The sequence below is a fragment of the Limosilactobacillus difficilis genome (assembly GCF_947387495.1).
In the GTDB taxonomy this organism is placed as follows: Bacteria; Bacillota; Bacilli; order Lactobacillales; family Lactobacillaceae; genus Limosilactobacillus; species Limosilactobacillus difficilis.
In genome coordinates this window covers 1-20,448 of sequence record NZ_CANDNU010000013.1, presented here as the reverse complement: position 1 = coordinate 20,448, position 20,448 = coordinate 1, and the positions used below count along the sequence as shown (strand labels likewise).

The window sequence follows — 20,448 nt, the reverse complement described above, 5'->3', positions numbered from 1 at the left end:
CGAAATTTCCCTTCTAGCGGATCCGACGCAAACTGCTGATAAAGAAACCATCGGTCCCCTCATCGCTTGGCAAAATTGTCAATGTTGCAGCTGCTCGGTCGTCTTTCACTCCCCGCACCGAACGAGTTTTGATCAGTTGAAAATCCGGATGAGTCTCTAAAAAGGCCTCAACCGTTCCCTCATTTTCTCGCTTCAACAGCGTACAGGTACTATATGTCATTATACCGCCCTTTTTCAGCTTTGAAGCAACAGCATTCAGAATTGCCAGCTGAATTTGGTGGAGATGGCGGCTGTCAGCCAAAGTTTTGGCGTAACGGATTTCTGGTTTACGCCGTAGGAGACCGATCCCGCTGCACGGTGCATCAACCAAGATAGCATCAAAACTCTCGTCGGCAAAATGCGTTCCCACCTGCCGGCTATCCATTTGACGGGCAACTACCCGGTCAGCCACGCCGAGCCGCTGGGCATTTGTTCGGATCAAGTTAATTTTATTTTGGTGTAGATCCAGTGCCGTCACCACACCGCCTTTTGACGCTTGCAGTCTTTCTGCAATCTGTGTAGTTTTACCCCCTGGCGCTGCACAGGCGTCCAAGACTTTCATCCCCGGCAAAAGCTTCATGCTCTCAACCGCAAGCTGGGCACTCTCGTCTTGGATCGTGACCAAACCATCTTGAAAGGCATGACTTTGCAGCAATGGTCCCTGAGTGATGACCAAGCCAAAAGCAGCTAAGGGGCTGGGATGAGCCGTAACCCCGTCCTCTTTCAAAGATGTAATTGCTCCCTTTACCGTCGTCCGTGCCATGTTAACCCGAACTGAAATGTGAGCAGGCTGATTGAATGCAGTTAGCATTTGACTGGCAGTTTCCTTGTCATAATCTTGAATCAAATTGTCCACCAGCCAGCGTGGAACACTGCTGGCCACCGACAAACGTTCAACTGGATCTTGAATGGTAGCAACCGTTTTCGGGCCTTGCCGTAAGAAAGCATGCAAAATTCCGGTGACTAGTCGACGGGTCCCGGCATTGCCCTTCAATTTTGCAATTTGAATCGATTCATCAGTCACGGCATAAGCGGGAATCCGGTCCAAATATCGATACTGGTAGAGTGCCGACCACAAAAGGACACGAACCCAGGAAGCCAGCCTCTTATGACCAATAAAATCCTGAAGCCAGTAATCAAGGGTTAGCTGGTGCTGCAAAACCCCATAGACAATTTTCGTGAGCAGATGACGATCCGCAACACTTAAATGGGCCCTTTGCAGAACCTGATTCAGCTGCAGATTTGAATAGGCCTGCTGACTAATCACCCGGTCCAAAACCTCGACCGCCAAAAAGCGCGGGCTTTCTTTAATTTTTGTCATCAGTTACCGCCTGAAATCCTTCTTTTAGATTCTGGTGACCATTTAAGTAGGGAGTGATGGCCATCTTCTGCTTGCCCGCCGGTTTAAGTTCATTGACCTGGTAGGTCGTTCCCCGGCCAGCCGCTAAAACTAAACGGTGTTTGCCAGCTTCGACGACCTGGCCCGCCGGCAAATCGGTCGTCTGTTCCAGCGGGGTCACGTCATAGACTTTCGTTCGCACCCCATCGATGATCATATTGCCGATTGGAAAGGGCCGCAGTCCCCGCACCTTATTGTCAATTTCAGAAGCGGTGAGATGATAGTCGATCCGCTCCTGCTCACTACTGATGTTCGGGGCAAAGGTGACCTTTGCTGGGTCCTGCTTAACTGGCTTAATTTGCCCTGCTAGCAGACGTGGCAGAGTCTGCAGTAACAGGTCACGACCAAGGATGCTCAGCTTGTCAAACATGGTTCCGGCATCATCATCCTCAGTAATGGGAAGGGCCTGCTGGGCAAGAATATCACCGGCATCCATCTTTTTAACCATGTACATGATCGTCACACCAGTTTCATGCTCGCCGTTGATAATTGCATACTGAATCGGGGCACCACCGCGATATTTTGGCAGCAGTGAGCCGTGAACATTGATAGCAGCCACCCGAGCAGCAGCTAAAAGTTTACTCGGCAAAAATTGGCCAAAGGCAGCCGTAATGATCAAGTCTGGAGCAAGGTCAATCACCCGTTGCATCTCCTGGCTGTGATTGATCTTTTCTGGTTGCAAAACTTCGATGCCAGCTTTGACAGCCTCTTCTTTAACCGGTGATTGCCGTAAGAGGTGTTTGCGGCCAACCCGCCGATCTGGTTGAGTCACCACTGCTTTTACCTCATAGTTGGGATTTTTTACTAAAGCAGCCAAAATCGGGACCGCAAACTGGGGGGTCCCCATAAATACGATTGAAGTCATACTCATTCTCCTTACATGAAATATTGTGGATCGGGATCAATAGTAATTTGCACATCCCGAAAACCCTTCTGCTGGGTGTTGTTTAAAATCTGGGTTAACAATTGATGCAGAATTGGGTCTTTTTTATACTTAATAACAATTTGGTAGTAATAACGCCGCTTCATCCGAGCAATTGGTCGAGGCGAAGGTCCCAGAACCACAGTCGATGGTGCTAGATTAGTGTGCAGCTGCTGAGCGATCTGGTTAATGGCCCGCAGTGCAACACTTTGCTCGGCGTGACTCGCCATCAGTTTGACCGCGTAGTAATAAGGCGGGTAGCCAGCCCGGTAGCGAAGATTCATCTCCGTCGCGAAGAATTTTTCGTAGTTATGCTGCTGGGCCAAGGTAATGGCGTAGTTGGTCGGGTTGAAGGTTTGAATTACAACGTGGCCAGGTTTTTGCGCCCGTCCTGCCCGGCCGCTCACCTGGGCAAGAAGGTCAAAGGTGTGTTCACTAGCACGGAAGTCCGGCAAATCCAGGCCGGTATCAGCGTTCAGCACCCCTACCAGGGTCACGTTCGGAAAATCTAATCCCTTTGCGATCATCTGCGTTCCCAGCAAAATATCAGCTTTTTGTTCACCGAACTCTTTTAAAAGGCGCTCATGCATCCCCTTTCGCCGGGTTGTATCGACATCCATGCGAATGACCCGGGCAGCTGGCAACAGCTGAGCCAGCTCTGTTGCAACCTTCTCAGTTCCCGTACCGTAGTAGCGAATCTTACGGCTGTGGCACTGGGGGCAGACTTGTGGAATGGGCTCTTCGTGACCACAGTAGTGGCAACGCATCGTATGACTAGCCATGTGTAAGGTCAATGAAATATCACAGTTGGGACACTTCAAAACAAAGCCGCAGTGGCGACACATCACAAAGGAAGAAAAGCCACGCCGGTTCAGCATGAGAATGCTTTGTTCTCTTTTTTGGAGCCGATCCGCCAGCAAAGCCAAGAGGCGGGGCGAAAAATTGGTCTCCCCTTCTCTTGAAACAACCGGCCGCATATCGACGATCTCAGTTGACGGCAGGGGATGATGGTTAACCCGCTGCTTCATCCGCAATAGATGGTAGAGACCAACGTGGGCCCGACTCCGGCTTTCCAAACTTGGCGTGGCCGAGCCGAGAACCAGCACCGCATGATTATAGTGGCTTCGCCATTCAGCCACCCGCCGCGCTTGATAACGGGGACTGTCTTCCTGCTTATAGTTCGGTTCATGCTCCTCGTCAATGATAATAAGGCCCAAGTTCTTTAAGGGCGCAAAAATTGCTGACCGCGCCCCAACAACGACCTGGGCTGCACCATTCATAATCCGGCGCCACTCATCATAGCGCTCTCCCTGGGAGAGGGAACTATGAAGAATCGCCACCTTAGCACCAAAACGCCCTCGCAATTGGCGAACCATCTGAGGCGTCAATGAAATTTCGGGAACGAGCATCAATGCCGTTTTGTGAATGTCCAAAGCAGCCGCAATGGCCTGCAGATAGACTTCAGTTTTACCACTGCCGGTAACCCCTTCAAGCAAAAAGGGCTTCGAATGACCACCGCTACGAATTGCCTGGCTGATTGCCCCAAAGGCCACCCGCTGCTCTTGATTCAGCTTTAATGGCCTGGTCAGCTGCTGCGGAATTGGCCCACCCGGTTGTCGGTATTCCTCGATCGGCACCTTCTTGAGCCAGCCCCGCTTTTCGCCGAGGCGAAAAGTGGCAGCGGAGAGGCCAGAAGCCTTAATCGCATCCTTTTGTTCAACGAGTTGCCCATTTAAATTTTGGAGATAAGACAGGAGCCGATTCTGGGCATGCGCGTTTTTAGCAATTGCCTGCCGCTCATCCTCGTAGCGGCCAAAATCAAGCAGCGGCTTAATCCCCGCCACGTATTTCTTGCGGGCTCGGTCTTCAACCTGGTAGTCAAAAACAACTTTCTTTTGTTTTTTTAGCTTAGTCACCCGCTGAACCAGCTCTGGTTGATCAGCAATTGTCGCAAAATCAATTTCGTCAAGGTTATGAAATATTTCTGCAGCATCCTGTTCACCAATCTCATCGACGATCCTAACCAAGCGCTTATTCTTTCCCTTAAGAGCTGCTGGCAGCATCGCATACAGGCAACTGATCCAAAAAGAATAGGTATCATCAGCTAACCATTTGGAGAGGGCCAGCATCTCTTGGTTGACGACAGGTTCTGGATCCATCAGTGCAGTCAGTGGACGAAGCTGCCCGTCATAATGACTTGGTTGATCCATTGCCACAATAAACCCCTGTACTTGGCGGTGGCCCTTCCCAAAAGGAACCACCACCCGCATCCCAATTTGAACGGTTTGTGCCCACTTCACCGGAATTTCATAACTGTAGGGGTGGTTCGTCTGCATCGTTGGCACATCGACAACAACTTGTGCAACTTTAGCCATTTACCATCCTTCCTTAATCTTATTAATAATCAAGGCCATCAGCTGATTAGCAACGGCCTGCTTGCTTTGTTTCGGCCAATTCAGCGGATCCGCATCCCGTTGCAAAATAGTCACCTGGTTGTCATCACTAGCAAAACCAATGCCAGCCTTTGACACATCGTTTGCTACAATCATGTCAGCATTCTTTTGTTCAAGTTTGCGCTGGGCGTTTTGCAATAAGTCATCCGTTTCGGCTGCAAAACCAATCACCAGTTGCCGTTTTTTCATCTTACCGGCCATCTTCAAGATATCCTCGGTCGGGACTAAGTCAAACTGATAATCTTGTCGTCCCTTTTGCTTTTTCACTTTATGAGAAGCGCTGTGCCGGGGTTTAAAATCAGCAACGGCTGCTGCCATAATCAGGACGTCCGCAGTCGCAAAACTATTTTGAACCGCCCTTGCCATTTCCTCTGTCGTTTGGACCCGAACTAAATGACAATGAACGCTTTTGGGAAGGCTAACACTGACGTTGCCAGCAATGAGTGTCACTTTTGCACCATATGATAGTGCCGCACGAGCAATAGCAACCCCCATCTTACCTGACGAACGATTGCCAATAAAGCGCACCGGATCTAGCGGTTCTTGAGTCCCACCAACAGTGATAACGAAGTTTGTGTCGGCCAATTCGCCATGATGGAGCAACTGCTCTGCTTTTTCCTGAATTTGTTCCACTACGGCGGGCACTTCCGGCAAACGTCCCTTGCCTGAATAGCCTTCCGCCAATAGCCCCTCAGCTGGTTCAATCACTGCCACTCCGTCATCAACGAGTTGCCGCAGGTTGCGTTGGGTGCTGGGATTAGCCAACATATGGTTATTCATCGCTGGGAAAACCATTTTGGGTGCTGCTGTCGCTAGCAAAGTCGTGCTTGCCGGATCGTCAGCCAAGCCATTGGCCATTTTGGCAATGAAATCCGCCGAAGCAGGCACCACGACGGCAAGTTGGGTCCAGTCAGCCAGTTCGATGTGTGGAACCTGGCCGTTTCGGGATGGCTGCCATAGATCTGTCATTACTGGGTGCTTAGTAAGCGATGCTAACGTCGCCGCCCCAACTAACTGCTGGGCTGATTTTGTTTCGATCACCCGGACATCGTGACCGCGGTGCTGAAGTGCTCGTACTACTTCCACAGCCTTATAAGCTGCAATGCTTCCCGTTATATAAACTGCAATCCTTGCCATTTCGATGCCCCCTGTGTTGAAGTTGCTTCGATTATATCATGCCAGCCCGACAACAAAAAAAGCGAGCTGTCTTTCAACCATGAATGACAGCTCGCCATTGTTATGTTATCGCGACTAGTCCTGTAAGTCCTCAGTCTGCTTAGGATCAATCGTTACCTTGCCAGCAACGATTTCTTCCAAGGCTTTGCCCACGGGTTTAACCGAGTCATAGTGGTCCAGGACACCCGGATCACCACTTTCTAATTCGTGAGCCCGCTTGCTAGCCAGCATCACGAGCGAGTAACGTGAATCAACCCGCTTCAGTAAATCGTCAACAGACGGAAAAAGAATCATTTTACTTATCTCCTAACATTTCGAGGTAGTCTGGCATCACGCGCGGAACCCGTAGCCGTTCACAACGAATGATGTCCTTGATTTTCTCAACCGCGTTTGGTACTTGGTCGTTTACGACCGCGTAATCATAATTTTGCATCATTCGAATTTCACCGAAAGCTTTGTGGATTCGCTTATTAATTACGTCCATACTATCCGTGCCCCGGTGAATCAGCCGTTGCTTGAGTTCCATCAGATCAGGCGGCGTCAAGAAAATAAAGACACCGTCGGGACACTTAGAGCGAACCTGCATCGCCCCATTTACTTCGATTTCGAGAAAGACATCGTGTCCAGAATCCAGGGTATCATTAATATATTTTAATGGCGTGCCATAGTAGTTGTCAACATACTTAGCATACTCCAGCATCTCACCATTTTGAATGTGTTGTTCAAATTCTTCCTTACTAACAAAAAAGTAATCGACACCATTCTTTTCACCGGGACGTGGCTTGCGAGTTGTCATCGAAACAGAATACTGAAAGTCATTACCAGGCTGATCAAAGATAGCCTTCCGAACGGTCCCCTTTCCTACGCCAGAAGGCCCTGATAATACAATTAACATCCCACGTTTCGTCATCACTTGATACTCCTTATCAGAAATGTATTAGTTGTATTGTGCAATATAATCCAAGGAAATTCAAGCCCCTTTTTTATAATTTAATTTATCAGAGCTCGTGCTTGCATTTCAAAACATATGTTCGTATACTATTAATTGCAAACAAACGTTCGGGAGCGATTATCATGCAAAATCAACCAACATCAACTAAACAAACCGGATCTAATAGTTTCTATCAAGCAATCAGTCGTTTTTTCCGAGCAGATCCCCAACAGCACCGGCTCTTAAAACGGCAGCCCAAATGGCAGCGACAGCTCTTTATCAAACGAGCCAGTGAGAATTCTTTTCAAATTTTTATCCAGTTACTACCGGTTAGTAAAGAAGGTCAAATTACCAATATCACTGGCACGGTACATCGATTAGGACCGGACCATTACCTTCTTCACCATCATAATGTTACCTACTTCTTCAGTTTGAAGCAGGTACAATATATTGCCAATGTCAGTTAATTTAAATCCCAAGCTGCAAAGGCCTGGCGGATCCAATGCCGCCAGGCCCTTTTAGTTTTGTTGACCCATCTTCAGCAATTCACTGGCGTGCTCGCGGGTCAACTTCGTAATCTTTTCTCCTGACAACATACGGGCCAGTTCACTAACTCGCGCCTCATGTCCTAGTCGCGTCACTGACGTTAGGGTGCGCTGACCATGTACCGCTTTCTTAATCAAAAGGTGATGTTGGGCTACTGCGGCTACCTGGGGTAAGTGGGTAATACATAAAACTTGGGAATGCTGGGCAATTCCTTTGATCTTATCAGCAATCGCTTGGGCTACTCGGCCACTAACACCAGTGTCAACTTCATCAAAGATAATGCTAGTTACTCCCTCATTGACGGCGAAAATCGTCTTCAAAGCGAGCATCACTCGTGACAGTTCTCCTCCCGAAACGATTTTCACTAGCGGTGCCATCCCTTCTCCCGGGTTAGTTTGGATATAGAATTCCACCTCGTCACTACCTTCGGGACCAAAATCGTGTACTGGAGCAAAATGCACTTTAAACTGGGCCTTGCCCATATAAAGGGACTTCAGCTGTTGATGAACCGCATCCTCCAAGTCATGTGCTGCTGACTGCCGCGACCGGGTCAGTTGCTCAGCTAAGCTTGTTAAACGCTTGGTAATCGCACTTAGTTCCTCACTAAGATCATCTGCCGAATCAGCAGCGGCCTCCATCCCAGCTAATTCTTGCTTGATTTTATCATAGTATTTCAGCACCGCAGGAATATCATCACCATACTTGTGCTCTAAGCTGCCGATGGTCGTCAGCCGAGCATCAATTGCGTTAAGCCGATCACCATCAAATTCCAGCATATCCAACTGATGGCCCGCGTTATCAGCCAAATCCTGCAGTGAGTAATACGCATCCGATAAAGATCGATCCATTTCTGCATAATCATCCCCAAAGCTAGCGACACCGGATAATGTGTCCATCACAGTCGCTAGCTGGTCGAGGACCGCGGGAGATTCATCGTTGCCGTTCAACGCCTCCGTTACTGTTTGGAGGGCCGTATTGATTTGTTGAAAGTGAGCTAATTGCTCCCGTTCTTTTTTAAGCTGTGCTTCCTCGTCTGTCTGCAGATTCGCTTCACCAATTTCCTTAACCTGATAGCGAAGCATATCTAGGCGCTGCGCCCACTGTTGTTCGTTTTTCTGACGTTTCTCAATTGCCCGTTTAAGTTTGATGTACTGGCTATATTGTTCTTGATACTGGCGACGTAACGTTAAAAGTTTTGCCCCTGCAAACTGGTCTAGCATCCCCAAGTGTTTTTCCGGCTGCAAAAGTTGTTGGTGTTCATTTTGTCCCTGAATATCAACCAAGTTAGCACCAACCTGTTTCAGGATTGTGGTATTGACCAATAAGCCGTTAATCCGAATGGTGTTCCGCCCATTCCGGTTAATCTGCCGATTGATGATTAAAACGTCGTCATCATGGTTAATTCCCAAACGATCCAACAAGGCCAAATAGTCATCGTCATGGGGAATTGTAAACTGCCCTTGCAATGACAACTTGTCGGCACCGTGCCGAATGTACTCCTGTGAACCGCGGCTGCCAGCTAATAAACCGACCGCATCAATAATGATCGACTTGCCGGCCCCAGTTTCACCGGTCAAAACCGTCATATTGTCAGAAAAAGTGAGCGTTTGGTGCTCAATAATTGCTAAATTATCAATTGTCAATTCTTGTAGCAATTCAGTCGCCCTCCGCTATTGTTGGTCCCGCAACTTCTGATAGAGGGTCTTGGCATCTTCTGGTGAATTACAAATTATCAAAACGTTACTGTCATCGCCCAATGCAATAAAAACTTCACTCATGTTGAGTTGCTGCAGCAGCTGTGACATCAATGGCCCTCGCCCCGGGTTCATCACCATAGCAATGAAACGATCATTGAGTTTTAACTTCCGGACATCATTAGTCATCATCGTTTGCAAACGCTGGCTCAGGTTCGGCTGCTTTCGTGCTGGCAAACTGTAACGATAACCACCATCAGTGCTTGGCACCTTGATCAGCTGCAGTTCTTTAATGTCACGGGAAACCGTCGCCTGTGTGACGTCGATTCCTTCCGCTTTCAGCAAGCGGACCATGTCATCTTGCCGTTCAACATCTTGTTGACTAATCAATTCACGAATTTTCTGCTGACGTTCACTTTTGTTCAAGCGGATCACCCCTTCTTATTTAATTCTTCGTCGGCCGCTGCCAATGTCTTGTCAATATCAATATCGGGGGCCAACACACCTTCTTTTGAACTGAGTTTTAGGTGTGCCAAGAATTCAATGTTGCCCTGTCCCCCTTTGATCGGTGAAAAATCAAGACCGAGAACGTCAAAATGATTTTCTTTGGCAAAGTTTAAAACGGTTGCTAGCACATCCCGATGAACCTCATGGCTGTGAACAATCCCGCGCTTGCCAACTTTATCTCGACCGGCTTCAAATTGGGGTTTAATCAACGATACTACCTCACCGCCAATCGGTAAAATCTGGGCTAATGGTGGCAAGATTAAACGTAAAGAAATAAAGGAAACGTCAATAGAAGCAAAAGTTGGCTGTCCCTGATCGAAATCATCCAGCTTGCTGTAACGGAAATTCGTCTGTTCCATCACAACCACCCGCGGATCTTCGCGTAGTTGCCATACTAGTTGGTTCGTCCCAACGTCAAGGGCGTAGACTAAGCGGGCCCCGTTTTGGAGCATCACATCGGTAAAGCCGCCCGTTGAAGAGCCAATGTCCAGACAAGTCTTGCTATCTACATTAATATTAAAAACTTTCAAAGCCTTGGCCAGCTTAAGCCCACCACGGCTAACGTAGGGCATCTTATGTCCCTTCATGCGCAGCGTTGTTGTGACCGGAATTTTCACCCCGGGTTTATCCAAGCGCTCATTGTTCTCACCAAGGATTTCGCCGGCCATCACCGCCCGCTTAGCCTGTTCACGGGACTCGAATAAGCCCTGCTTGACCAACAAGACGTCCACTCGTTCCTTCTCCATGATTCTTCACCACCTACGCTTTAAAATAAGCCAAAAATTCATCATAACCATCAAATGACCGCTGGGATACTGCTGCCAACTTGCTTTGGTCATGTCGCGCTGCCGTGAGAGCCTTTTCCAGCTGCTGTTTTGCACCTGCCAGGCCCAACAGGGACGGGTAGGTATTCTTATTTTCACCAGCATCCTTCTGCGTTGCTTTGCCCAACTGTTCTGGAGTCGACGTCAAATCTAAGATATCATCATAAATTTGAAAAGCGAGACCGTAATTGGCGCCAAATGAAGATAGAGCGGCCATCACGGGTTCACTTTGGTTGGTGATAATTCCGCCGGCTTCGACCGCATAACGTAAGAGTGCCCCGGTTTTTTGGCGATGCAGATAGCGTAATTCGGCTAAGGAAAGTTTGCGGCCAGTATAGTGAATGTCACGAGCCTGACCCGCAACCATACCGGCAGGGCCGGCAGCTTCTGCCAAAGCCTGCACCAGCCGCAGGCGAATCACTACCGGCAGACCATTTTCACTCAGCCACTGAAAGGCAAGGGTCAGCAACCCATCTCCGGCAAGTGTTGCCATCCCTGCCCCGAAGCGGACATGGTTGGTGGCTTTGCCCCGCCGGAGCGGGTCGTCGTCCATCGCCGGCAGATCGTCGTGAATCAATGAGTAGGTATGTAGCAGTTCAAGGGCACAAGCGGCCTTTAAAACTGACTGAGTAATCGGAGCACCGAGCATTTCGGTGGTTGTCAGAGTCAATGCCGGCCGCAACCGTTTGCCACCCGCCATCAATGAATAAGTCATAGAAGCGCTCAGGGTTTCTTGGTCAACGTCAGCGCGCACGTGGTGTTCTAAATAGTCATTGATTAAATCCTGGTACTGCGCAACTTTTTTTGTCATCATGACCACCTTAAATGTCCTTTAGATCTGAATCATAACCCTGGTTGCTGCCTGCGTTGGTCGGATCATCGCCGGCTTTTTCGTATGGCTGCTCATTGCCGCTTTCGTCCATGACTTTGGCGAGGGTATTCTGCGCACTCGTCAACTTCTTTTGCAGCTTATTGGCCAGGGTCATTCCCTCCTTAAACTGTTTAAGGGCCTCTTCTAGCGGAACATTTCCTTGCTCCAGCTGATTGACAATCTGATCCAGTTCTTGCATCTGCTCTTCAAAACTTGCTTTTTTTCTAGTTGTTGTCATTATTCTGTTCCTCCGCCTGCGTTTCTGTAATCTGTGCATCAGCGCTTCCGTCATGGAAGTGCAATTGAACCGTGTCCCCGTTGTTTAACTGGCCCACTGAAGAAATCACGTGCTGATCACGGCTGACGTAGCTATAGCCCCGCGTCATCACCTTCAACGGGCTCAAGCTATCCAACTGCCGAATCAAGGTTACAAGTGACTGACCATCCGCTTGAACCTTGTCCTTAGTGATCTGCTGAAGCTTCATCGTTATCTCTTTTAGCTGGTGCTGGCTTTCATTCAGCCGCTGTGCTGGTGAATAGTGCAATAGCGTCATTCGCCGCTGGTTTAAAATTTGACTCCGTTGGTGCAGTTGATGTTGAAATGCCGCCGTCATCCTGGTTGTCAGGTTGGACAAATTTTGCTCATATCCTTGGTAAAGGCGCTCGGGACTTTGGAAGATATAAGACTGGGTTAGTTCGTTCAAATGCTGCTGAGACAATTTCAGTTGACTATTGACGGCCTGAACCAACCGGTTTTTGGCCGTGGACAGCTGGCTAATTAAATCCGTCAAAACCGGCGTCGTCACTTCAGCAGCCGCAGTCGGGGTAGCAACCCGACGGTCAGCCACCAGGTCAGCAATTGTCGTGTCAGTTTCGTGGCCAACTGAGGAAACTACCGGCACCTGGCTAGCGGCAATGGCTCGGGCAACACTCTCTTCGTTAAAAGGCCAGAGGTCTTCCAGTGACCCCCCACCACGTCCGATAATCAGGTCATCAAAATCGCCGATCCGGTTAACCGCCTCGATCTGTTTGACCAGCTGGGGAGCTGCATCGTCGCCCTGAACAGCTGACGGAAAGAGAATGATCTGCACTTTTGGATCACGGCGCCGGGCCGTCGTAATAATGTCTCGAATAACGGCCCCGGATGGGCTAGTGATGACGGCAATCCGCCGGGGCACCAACGGCAAAGGCTTTTTGGGCAGGTCGAAAAGTCCCTCCCCTCGCAGCTTTTGAACCATCTGCTTAAAGCGCAGGTAAAGCGCCCCGAGTCCATCTGGTTCCATCGTTTCAGCAATTAACTGGTAGTTACCCCGTGGCTCGTAGACGTCGACCCGGCCAGTAATCAAAACCTTCATCCCATCCTTGGGCTGAAATTGTACCTTCCGAAACTGGGGAGCAAACATTGCCACGCCGATGACAGCCTGCTCGTCCTTAATCGAAAAGTACTGATGACCACGCCGTAAATGAAAATTATAGAGTTGTCCGGTTACATACACTCGCTTTAGGTAAGGGTCAACCGTAAATTTGCGTTTAATATAGTCAGTTAATTCACTGACACTGAGATATTCACTACTCTTCACCATTGATCTTCCACTCCGCCAAATCTACTGATTGAGAAAGCATCGAAGCGACGGTCATCGGACCGACCCCACCCGGGACCGGTGTAATCAATCTTGCCAGCGGCCGGACTGCATCAAAATCAACGTCGCCGACCAGCTTACCTTTAGCATTTCGGTTAATTCCAACGTCAATTACAACGGCACCCGGTTTGACATCTTCCGCACCAATCATCTGGGGGTGACCAGCTGCCACCACCAAAATGTCGGCCGAACGGGTCAGATCAGAGAGGTGTTGGGTGTGGCGGCCCGCAATCGTCACTGTCGCGTTTGCGTTAATCATTAGTGCCTGCAGCGGTCGGCCAACCAAAATACTGCGGCCGACGATGACAACGTTTTTGCCTGGCAAGTCAACGTTGTAGTGTTCCAGCATCTTCATAATTCCCCGTGGGGTGCAAGCAACCGGATAGTTACCAGCTTGCTTGTTGTATAGCTTACCAACGTTGACCGGGTGGAAACCATCAACGTCTTTTCGCGGGTCAATGGCGTTGATCAGATGAGTTTGATCAAGATGATCTGGCAACGGCGCCTGAACAAGGATGGCATTGATCGTGTCATCACGGTTGAACTGTTCAATCGTCTTCAGAAGCTCTTCTTCAGTCGCGTTTTCCGGGAATTGAGCAATCATGAATTTAATGCCCATTTTTTCGGCATTTCGCCGCTTCGTACGAGAATAAATTCGGCTAGCTGGGTCATTGCCGACCAGAATATCCGCAATCCCCGGTTGAACCCCCCGCTGCGCTAACCGTTTGATCCGCTGACTGGTTTGGGCATTGACTTGCTTTGCCAGCTCACGCCCGTCAATTATTTCCGCCATGCAACTGCCTCCTCAAAAAATCTATGCATCTCATATTCTAACATAGGAGCTTTTGCTTTCAGATCTGGAAAGCACAAAAAAACCGGCACCCTGATAAGATGTCGGCTTAGATAATGGTTAGTTCTTATGTTGCTTGACGAAGTTTCCCAAAACACCATTAATAAATTTCCGGGATTTTTCGTCTGAAAAAGTTCGTGCCAATTCTAAGGCTTCGTTAATAGCAACCGCAGTTGGCAACGACTGCTCGTATTGTAATTCGTACAGTCCCAGCCGCAAAATGACCAGATCCGCCTTCACTAAACGCTCAATCGTCCAACCAGAAGCTAGCAGTCCGCTAATTTGCTGATCCAGAGTATCCTTGTGCTCAAGTACCCCATTGACTAACTGTCCGAGGTAAGCAGGTGCCTGCTGGCCTTCTTTTAGGTGCAGCAGATTTTGATAGATCGTGTCGCGGTCAGCATCCGGCGTTGACTCTAATGCAAACAATGTTTGAAAGGCAGTTTCCCTAATTTTGTGTCGCGTAGTTTCCAATCTTAGTCTTCCTCATTCTCTTCTTCGTTTGCGTGAAGGCCAAAAATATCATTTTGGTCCACTTTATTTTCTTTTTCAACCGGAATAATGCCCTGCACGTGGACATTGACCTCGCGTGGTTTCAGGTTCGTCATCAGTTGAAGTTGTTGCTTAACCTTATCCTGAATTTCAGCGGCGATTTTTGGTACCGAAACACCATAAGCAACGTAAACGTCGACATCAATCGTAATGGCGTCGTCAGCGCTAAAAAGTTTGACACCCTTCCGCTCAGATGAATGATGGCCTAACAGTTGGCCAACACCATTAGAGAAGGAACCATGCATCTTGACGACCCCTTTGATTTCGCTCGCGGCGATCCCGGCGATAATTTCTAGAACCCGCGGGGACATCTCGATCTTGCCTAATGACTGATCCTCATTACTTAAGACAATATTTGTATCTCTTGCCATTGTCAGCCCTCCTGCTTCTCTTCTATATCTCTTTTATTTTGCACTATCTATCTTTAAAATGCAATTATCCACCTGAATTAGTCGATGATTTGGAGTTCGGTGGGCGCTGTCGTCAGAACTTGTGCTCCCTGGTGGGTGATTACGATATCATCTTCAATCCGCACCCCGCCAAGTCCGGGCAAATAAATTCCGGGTTCTACCGTAATGACCTGATTGTTGGCAAACCGCACATCATCACGACCGGGACTGTATGAGCTTGGCAGCTCATGAATTGCAAGACCAATCCCGTGACCCATCCCATGCTGAAAATTATCAGCAAAACCGGCCTCATCGATTAGCTGTCGTCCAACGACATCGAGTTGGTCGCCACGGACCCCCGGGCGAGCTGCCTTAATCACTTCCTGACGGGCAGCATTGACGATCGCATAGATATCCTTTAATTGCGGGTCGGGTTTTCCGAGAGCAAAAGTTCGTGTCATATCGGCAGTGTAACCCTGATAAAAATAACCAAAGTCTAACGTTACCATGTCGCCTTCCTGCATTTGCCGATCCGACACCGTAGCGTGCGGCTCAGCTGAATTGGGGCCACTAGCGACGATCGTATCAAAAGAAGCCTTTTGCGCACCATGATCCTTCATCCAAAAGTCGAGCCGGTTAGCCAATTCACGTTCGCTCATACCTGCATGGGCCGTTTGCAAAACGTACTGAAAGCCTGCACTTTGCAATGCTGCCGCTTGACGAATTTTTTCAACTTCGGCCGCATCTTTGATAGCCCGCATCGACTCCACCAAATTCGTCTGAGGCACGATGTCGGCAGCCATCAAGTCGTCCAGCTGGTCGTAATCAGCGAAACTGATTGAATCCTCAAAGCCGACCACCTTGATCTTCATCCCTTGGCAAATTTTATCAACCGCTCCAAAGTAATCCGCGGAAATCGTTGCAATTACTTCATCAGAATCAAAGGCGGCCAAAGCAGTTTGGTAGCGGGCATCGCTGATGATGATCGCGTAATTATCAGTGACCAAGAGGACCCCATCCCCTTGCAGCAAATGAAAACCTGTTAAGTAATAAATGTTTTCTTCGTTGGTGATGAGCATCGCGTCCAGGTAGAGCTTTGCAAATTTTTTCCGTAGCCGTTCTATTCGTGTCATCTTATACCTCCACCGACTAATTTAGCAAAAAGCAAAAAAGGCCGCGACACAATGTCACAGCCTTTTGTTAGTTAATTCGCTAATTGCTATTCAGCAACCGGAACAACTGAAACCTGACGCTTGTCGCGACCAAGACGTTCGAACTTAACAACGCCGTCGATCTTAGCAAACAGGGTGTCGTCATTACCACGGCCCACGTTTGCACCTGGGTGAATGTGAGTTCCGCGTTGACGGTAAATAATTGAACCAGCAGTAACGGTTGAGCCATCAGCTGCCTTGGTGCCTAAACGACGACCAGCAGTCTTACGGCCGTTTGAAGTTGAACCGCCACCTTTGTGGTGTGAGAAGAATTGTAAATCCATAACCATTGTGTTCACCTCCACATGATGTTTCATTCTTTAATTTTGACTTGTAGGTACTGCCCATACTGTTCTTGAATATCCAACAGACCATTCAACAGCGTCTGGCAAATCACCTGTGAATCACTTCCAGCATCGATTGAAGTGATTTTTAGAAAACCACCATCTTTGCTGTTAGCAGTCTGCGTCGGTGCGTGATGTGCGACTTCCGTCAAAGCATTCACGCATGCTAGAGTCAATGAAGAAACTCCCGCACAAACCAGATCATAACCCTCGTCAACAGAGTCGGCGTGCCCAGTCAACTGAAATGACCGGTAGGCGTGATCAGGCCCAACTTGAAAGATTGCCTTAATCATGACTAAGCGTTGATCTTGTCAATCGTAACCTTGGTGTATGGTTGACGATGACCTTGCTTAGTATGGGTGTGCTTCTTTGGCTTGTACTTGAAGGTAACAACCTTCTTTTCCTTGCCTTGCTTGTCAACCTTGCCTTCAACAGAAGCGCCGTCAACTAATGGCTTGCCGATCTTAACATCGTCACCACCAACAAAGACAACTTGGTCAAAAGTTACCTTGTCACCAGCCTTGGCGTCAAGCTTTTCAACGTAGATGGCCTTGCCTTCTTCTACCTTGTATTGCTTACCACCAGTAACAATAATTGCGTACATCTTCTTGTGCACCTCCTTGGTATCTAAGACTCGCCGAACGAGTAGCAATTGCTTTGAACTCGTTTGTCGTGCGGTTGTAGTTGTCGGTTCACAAATACAACGCTCTTATGTTAGCAGGGATTCAGATCCTCGTCAAGAATGATTGTTGATTTTCTTGGTATTAAAGTACTTGCTAACCGCCAAATGAAGGTCATTATGACTCAGGAGCTGCTCTAAATCATCAGTCATTTCAACGGCATTTTCCTTCATTCCTTTGGCAACCCAGCAGCTGAACAATCCCAAAACACCATGAATAATGAAAGCCTGCTGCATCTCTAGTTTTACCGACTGCTCTGTATCATTCTCATCAGCCTGCTTAGTAAAGGCAGCAACGTTTTGGTAGAGACGCTTCTTGAGGACGCTGAACAAGTAGTCCTTATGCCGATCGTCAAAAAGCACCGAAGCCTCAGCTGGGTGCCGATGCAGGTATAAAAAAGCTGCTTCAACGCCGAAAGTTTGGAGACGCAGTAATTTTCTCCCCAAAATCACATTGTCGTTCACAGAGACGGCCCGGAAGAAGTCATCCAGCACTTGGGTAAGCGTGATGGACACAAAATCTTTTTTATCACGGTAATGCAGATAGAAAGTACCCCGCGTAACGTTTGCCCGGGAAGTGATGTGCTGGACACTAATCGATCCGACTGGCATCGACTGCATCAGCTCAACCAAAGCTCGCCGTAATCGCCGTTGTGTCTTCACAACCCGTGGGTCAATACGTCGATCTGTCATCAAATAAATCCTCCCCAATATATAATTTCCCCTAAGTGTTCATAATTATATAAATACTTATATGACCGGTCAAGAGGTGACCACTAAGGAAATTATTACAATATTCTCACTGCCAGTATTGACTTTGCGACGATAAAATCGCTATACTAAAAAACGTTTGGGGCGGTAGCTCAGCTGGATAGAGCATTCGCCTTCTAAGCGAACGGTCGAGGGTTCGAACCCCTCCCGCCTCATTTAGGCTCATTCCAAAAGGACATATCAGCGTTTCGACGTCTAAAAGCACTCATTTTAAGAGTGCTTTTTTTATTTACGGTAATTTTTTCACTCACTTTTTATTTTCCCGTATTGCGTACTATTGATTTTCTAAGATGGGGGTTGTAGTCTCTTGTTTTGTTTTCAACCTTAGCCGCTTGTTGTGCCTTCTCAAGGTCATGAGCTTGTTTCTCGTTCTTATTCATCTTGGCGTACTTTACAGCTTCAGCCTTAGCATCGTCGATCTCTTGCTGTTTACCCTTTAATGCACGATCAAGCCGTTTCTGAATCATTTCATCAACTTGGTCTTGCGTAAACGTCTTTTCCTGCTTAGCTGGTTCCTTTGCTTCAGGCTGTGACGTTTGCTCTGCTGACTGATCGTTGCTGCTTCCTTCTGGTGCACCATTAGTGGGAGCAGCAGCGGTATCAGAAAAGAATTGCAAGTCCATCATGAAAACACCTCAGTTTATAGACTCGGTGGTCTGTAGTATCCGGGTTGTTCTTTAAGAACTGCAAGCGAGTAAAAAGTCCAAATAATTTAAGTATGAAAAAAGGGAAGCCCTGACGTACAAGGTTTCCCTAAGAAAATAGGTTAATTGAGAAAACAAAAAGCACTCAGATTATTTACCTGAATGCTTTTTTACCCATTACCAAAGCAAAAATGTGTTTGCTCCGGCAAACTCTTTGTGATTTTTAATAAGCGATTAGTTAGCATTTCAAAAGAGAACACGTATTTTAGTGTGTCTTGAAATCCATCAACCTTCAGTTTGCCTGTATTTGTATTGAGCTCTGCAGTGGCAGTTTCAATATCCGATCTTAATTTAAACCGGCGTACATTGCCATCTATTTTAATGACATCTACAACTAAGAAGCCCATGCTCTCACCTCTTTTTAGCTTTCAGCAGAGCGGCAGCATAGTTATATGTTTTATTTGTTTTAATGTGGGCTGTTTCATAGTCCATTCCATCATCCATATATTGTGCTTCCAATGCTTCATGTTGCAACATAATTATATCATAATCTGTTGGGTCGCCTTCATTAAGCCGTTGGAAGCTTTGCGCCATATCATAGTCAGGATAAAAATGCTGGATAGAAGTTCCTGCACCATTGTCTAAACTATATTTCGAATCCAATACATGTCTCAAAGCACTAATAACAACAGATTCAGGTAATTGACTGCTCTGCTGCATATTTTGTATCAATGAAGAACGCTTCGAATTACGTAATTCCGTGTAATACATTCTTGCATGTCGATAGCGTTTCGACATATCAGGATCATTTGTGTTATTTAAGGCTCCTGCAGCAGATAATCGTCTTCTTTCATTGGAATCATCGACCCATGTTTCAGAGATGGAACACCGGCAATTGGGGTGAGTGTCGTCTGGAATCTTTGGGGCCTTGCTAATCTTGTAAATACCAGGGCCATATCCATTATTAGCATGAGCTATTCGAGAACATATGGCACATGCTTTTGGCTCCGCAAACCATTGCACAAAGTTGTAACCATTCTTCTTGATGGAAATAGTTGTTCCAGTCAGGTTTCAAATCAATACCAAACTGATTCCGCAAAGAGTTGATCACGTTGTTTTGGATTGAACCAGACGAAGCGCCAGCAAGAATGTATTGTGGGTGCAATTTGCCTCGCTTTTTAGCCATATTTGCCGTTCGCCGCAACTCATATAGAAAGGTAAGTTGTCGATGAATATCTTGCCAGAACGAATGGCACCAGTCAAGATCATCATCTTAGAGTCACCGGACAAATAGCTGTGCAGAACTTCTTGCTGTTTAGCTGTCAGCAGATCGTTCATGCTCATGACTCTTCTCATCCTTTCTTGCTACAGTTTCAAGCATCTTATCAAGCAGCACTTCAACATCAGCGCCGTTGTCTTCCATCGACTTAGCACGTGCCTCGGCAACTCGTGCATCGGCATTGGTTTTGCGCAGTTGAGCTTTTTGCCAGTTCATCGGTCAATGGGTAGCGCTTGAGAATCTCTTTCCAAGCATTCAATCTCGTTTTAAGATCAGCGGGGACTAATGTCTTTTCCCATTGACCAGTCAACAGATTAATTGACGCTTGGGTTTTCATCGTCTTACCACGAGCAATAGCAGTAATAGCTTGATCAGCAATCTTGTGCGACTCAATATCTGCTAGTTTTTCCGACATATATGCTTTTAATGTAGTATTTTGTAGTAGTTTACTAGCATTGGTGTGAGCATATCTGTCTGAATAACCAGCCTTAATGGCGGCTTGTATGGCATTACCAGAAATAATGTATTCATCGGCAAACTGCTTCTGTTTTTGCGTTAATTTCATGGCATCTCACCACACCACCTTTCCAAAAACACGTACTAAATCAGTGCAAACATTAAATTATCGGTGCAAAGTCCGTAGAAATTACCTGAGAATTTACAATTCAAGTGCAACATAAATTAAAAAAATAACCCATAACGGGTAGAATTAGTTTAATAACCAAAT

General features: G+C 47.5%; 26 protein-coding genes, 1 tRNA gene and 1 other annotated feature. Of the genes, 2 read left to right on the top strand and 25 right to left on the bottom strand.

Features of this window, described 5'->3' with window-relative positions; genetic code table 11:
* Positions 1–13: 13 nt before the first annotated feature.
* From rsmB to gmk, 6 genes are all read right to left on the bottom strand, one after another.
* A complete protein-coding gene (gene rsmB / locus QOR82_RS04040) occupies positions 14–1,360 on the bottom strand; it encodes a 16S rRNA (cytosine(967)-C(5))-methyltransferase RsmB (RefSeq protein WP_283583488.1) in 1,347 nt (448 codons plus the stop codon).
* Positions 1,347–2,303, bottom strand: a complete 957-nt coding sequence (fmt, locus tag QOR82_RS04035; protein ID WP_283583487.1) for a methionyl-tRNA formyltransferase — start codon at positions 2,301–2,303, stop codon at positions 1,347–1,349. Before fmt ends, rsmB begins: the two co-directional genes overlap by 14 nt.
* Before the next feature lie 11 nt (positions 2,304–2,314).
* The gene (gene priA, locus QOR82_RS04030; protein ID WP_283583486.1) at positions 2,315–4,735 is read right to left on the bottom strand and encodes a primosomal protein N'; all 2,421 of its coding nucleotides are present in this window, start codon (positions 4,733–4,735) and stop codon (positions 2,315–2,317) included.
* On the bottom strand, positions 4,736–5,950 hold the full coding sequence (gene coaBC / locus QOR82_RS04025; protein WP_283583485.1) for a bifunctional phosphopantothenoylcysteine decarboxylase/phosphopantothenate--cysteine ligase CoaBC: 1,215 nt from the start codon (positions 5,948–5,950) through the stop codon (positions 4,736–4,738).
* Positions 5,951–6,064: 114 nt separating this feature from the next.
* Entirely contained in the window at positions 6,065–6,283 is a 219-nt protein-coding gene (gene rpoZ / locus QOR82_RS04020; protein WP_283583484.1) for a DNA-directed RNA polymerase subunit omega, read from the bottom strand.
* A gap of 1 nt (position 6,284) precedes the next feature.
* On the bottom strand, positions 6,285–6,899 hold the full coding sequence (gmk, locus tag QOR82_RS04015) for a guanylate kinase (protein WP_283583510.1): 615 nt from the start codon (positions 6,897–6,899) through the stop codon (positions 6,285–6,287).
* Between the two features lie 164 nt (positions 6,900–7,063).
* On the opposite strand from gmk, the gene QOR82_RS04010 reads away from it, so the two are divergent.
* On the top strand, positions 7,064–7,387 hold the full coding sequence (locus tag QOR82_RS04010) for a hypothetical protein (RefSeq protein WP_283583483.1): 324 nt from the start codon (positions 7,064–7,066) through the stop codon (positions 7,385–7,387).
* Positions 7,388–7,438: 51 nt separating this feature from the next.
* On the opposite strand, the gene recN is transcribed toward QOR82_RS04010, so the two are convergent.
* From recN to QOR82_RS03940, 14 genes are all read right to left on the bottom strand, one after another.
* The gene (recN, locus tag QOR82_RS04005) at positions 7,439–9,121 is read right to left on the bottom strand and encodes a DNA repair protein RecN (protein ID WP_283583482.1); all 1,683 of its coding nucleotides are present in this window, start codon (positions 9,119–9,121) and stop codon (positions 7,439–7,441) included.
* 15 nt (positions 9,122–9,136) lie between these two features.
* Entirely contained in the window at positions 9,137–9,586 is a 450-nt protein-coding gene (locus QOR82_RS04000) for an arginine repressor (RefSeq protein WP_283583481.1), read from the bottom strand.
* Positions 9,587–9,591: 5 nt separating this feature from the next.
* On the bottom strand, positions 9,592–10,413 hold the full coding sequence (locus QOR82_RS03995) for a TlyA family RNA methyltransferase (protein WP_283583480.1): 822 nt from the start codon (positions 10,411–10,413) through the stop codon (positions 9,592–9,594).
* Between the two features lie 13 nt (positions 10,414–10,426).
* A complete protein-coding gene (locus QOR82_RS03990; RefSeq protein ID WP_283583509.1) occupies positions 10,427–11,302 on the bottom strand; it encodes a polyprenyl synthetase family protein in 876 nt (291 codons plus the stop codon).
* A 10-nt stretch (positions 11,303–11,312) separates the two neighbouring features.
* Positions 11,313–11,600, bottom strand: coding sequence for an exodeoxyribonuclease VII small subunit (locus tag QOR82_RS03985; protein WP_283583479.1), 288 nt, complete (start codon positions 11,598–11,600; stop codon positions 11,313–11,315).
* Positions 11,587–12,945, bottom strand: coding sequence for an exodeoxyribonuclease VII large subunit (xseA, locus tag QOR82_RS03980; protein WP_283583478.1), 1,359 nt, complete (start codon positions 12,943–12,945; stop codon positions 11,587–11,589). Before xseA ends, QOR82_RS03985 begins: the two co-directional genes overlap by 14 nt.
* Complete coding sequence (locus tag QOR82_RS03975; protein ID WP_283583477.1) at positions 12,932–13,795, bottom strand: bifunctional 5,10-methylenetetrahydrofolate dehydrogenase/5,10-methenyltetrahydrofolate cyclohydrolase; 864 nt, start codon at positions 13,793–13,795, stop codon at positions 12,932–12,934. Before QOR82_RS03975 ends, xseA begins: the two co-directional genes overlap by 14 nt.
* A 117-nt stretch (positions 13,796–13,912) precedes the next feature.
* Positions 13,913–14,326 carry a transcription antitermination factor NusB gene (gene nusB, locus QOR82_RS03970; protein WP_283583476.1) on the bottom strand — a complete coding sequence of 138 codons (414 nt, stop codon included), beginning with the start codon at positions 14,324–14,326 and terminating at the stop codon, positions 13,913–13,915.
* A gap of 2 nt (positions 14,327–14,328) precedes the next feature.
* Positions 14,329–14,775, bottom strand: a complete 447-nt coding sequence (locus tag QOR82_RS03965) for an Asp23/Gls24 family envelope stress response protein (protein WP_283583475.1) — start codon at positions 14,773–14,775, stop codon at positions 14,329–14,331.
* A gap of 77 nt (positions 14,776–14,852) precedes the next feature.
* On the bottom strand, positions 14,853–15,926 hold the full coding sequence (locus QOR82_RS03960; protein ID WP_283583474.1) for a M24 family metallopeptidase: 1,074 nt from the start codon (positions 15,924–15,926) through the stop codon (positions 14,853–14,855).
* 86 nt (positions 15,927–16,012) lie between these two features.
* Positions 16,013–16,294: a 50S ribosomal protein L27 gene (rpmA, locus tag QOR82_RS03955; protein WP_283583473.1), complete on the bottom strand. Its 282-nt coding sequence runs from the start codon at positions 16,292–16,294 to the stop codon at positions 16,013–16,015.
* A gap of 23 nt (positions 16,295–16,317) precedes the next feature.
* The gene (locus QOR82_RS03950; RefSeq protein ID WP_283583472.1) at positions 16,318–16,641 is read right to left on the bottom strand and encodes a ribosomal-processing cysteine protease Prp; all 324 of its coding nucleotides are present in this window, start codon (positions 16,639–16,641) and stop codon (positions 16,318–16,320) included.
* Positions 16,642–16,643: 2 nt separating this feature from the next.
* The gene (gene rplU / locus QOR82_RS03945; RefSeq protein ID WP_283583471.1) at positions 16,644–16,952 is read right to left on the bottom strand and encodes a 50S ribosomal protein L21; all 309 of its coding nucleotides are present in this window, start codon (positions 16,950–16,952) and stop codon (positions 16,644–16,646) included.
* A 16-nt stretch (positions 16,953–16,968) separates the two neighbouring features.
* Positions 16,969–17,038 (bottom strand) — a sequence feature (ribosomal protein L21 leader region).
* Positions 17,039–17,084: 46 nt separating this feature from the next.
* Positions 17,085–17,720, bottom strand: coding sequence for a TetR/AcrR family transcriptional regulator (locus QOR82_RS03940; protein ID WP_283583470.1), 636 nt, complete (start codon positions 17,718–17,720; stop codon positions 17,085–17,087).
* Between the two features lie 159 nt (positions 17,721–17,879).
* On the opposite strand from QOR82_RS03940, the gene QOR82_RS03935 reads away from it, so the two are divergent.
* A tRNA-Arg gene (locus tag QOR82_RS03935) sits at positions 17,880–17,953 on the top strand.
* A 99-nt stretch (positions 17,954–18,052) separates the two neighbouring features.
* Here QOR82_RS03935 and QOR82_RS03930 read toward each other — a convergent pair.
* The 5 genes from QOR82_RS03930 to QOR82_RS03910 form a co-directional block, all read right to left on the bottom strand.
* Positions 18,053–18,424 carry a capsid assembly scaffolding protein Gp46 family protein gene (locus QOR82_RS03930; RefSeq protein ID WP_283583469.1) on the bottom strand — a complete coding sequence of 124 codons (372 nt, stop codon included), beginning with the start codon at positions 18,422–18,424 and terminating at the stop codon, positions 18,053–18,055.
* Between the two features lie 188 nt (positions 18,425–18,612).
* Positions 18,613–18,849, bottom strand: coding sequence for a hypothetical protein (locus tag QOR82_RS03925; RefSeq protein WP_283583468.1), 237 nt, complete (start codon positions 18,847–18,849; stop codon positions 18,613–18,615).
* A gap of 4 nt (positions 18,850–18,853) precedes the next feature.
* Complete coding sequence (locus tag QOR82_RS03920) at positions 18,854–19,465, bottom strand: hypothetical protein (RefSeq protein ID WP_283583467.1); 612 nt, start codon at positions 19,463–19,465, stop codon at positions 18,854–18,856.
* Between the two features lie 84 nt (positions 19,466–19,549).
* The gene (locus QOR82_RS03915; RefSeq protein ID WP_283583466.1) at positions 19,550–19,786 is read right to left on the bottom strand and encodes a hypothetical protein; all 237 of its coding nucleotides are present in this window, start codon (positions 19,784–19,786) and stop codon (positions 19,550–19,552) included.
* Between the two features lie 83 nt (positions 19,787–19,869).
* Complete coding sequence (locus QOR82_RS03910; RefSeq protein ID WP_283583465.1) at positions 19,870–20,286, bottom strand: terminase small subunit; 417 nt, start codon at positions 20,284–20,286, stop codon at positions 19,870–19,872.
* Positions 20,287–20,448 lie beyond the last annotated feature (162 nt).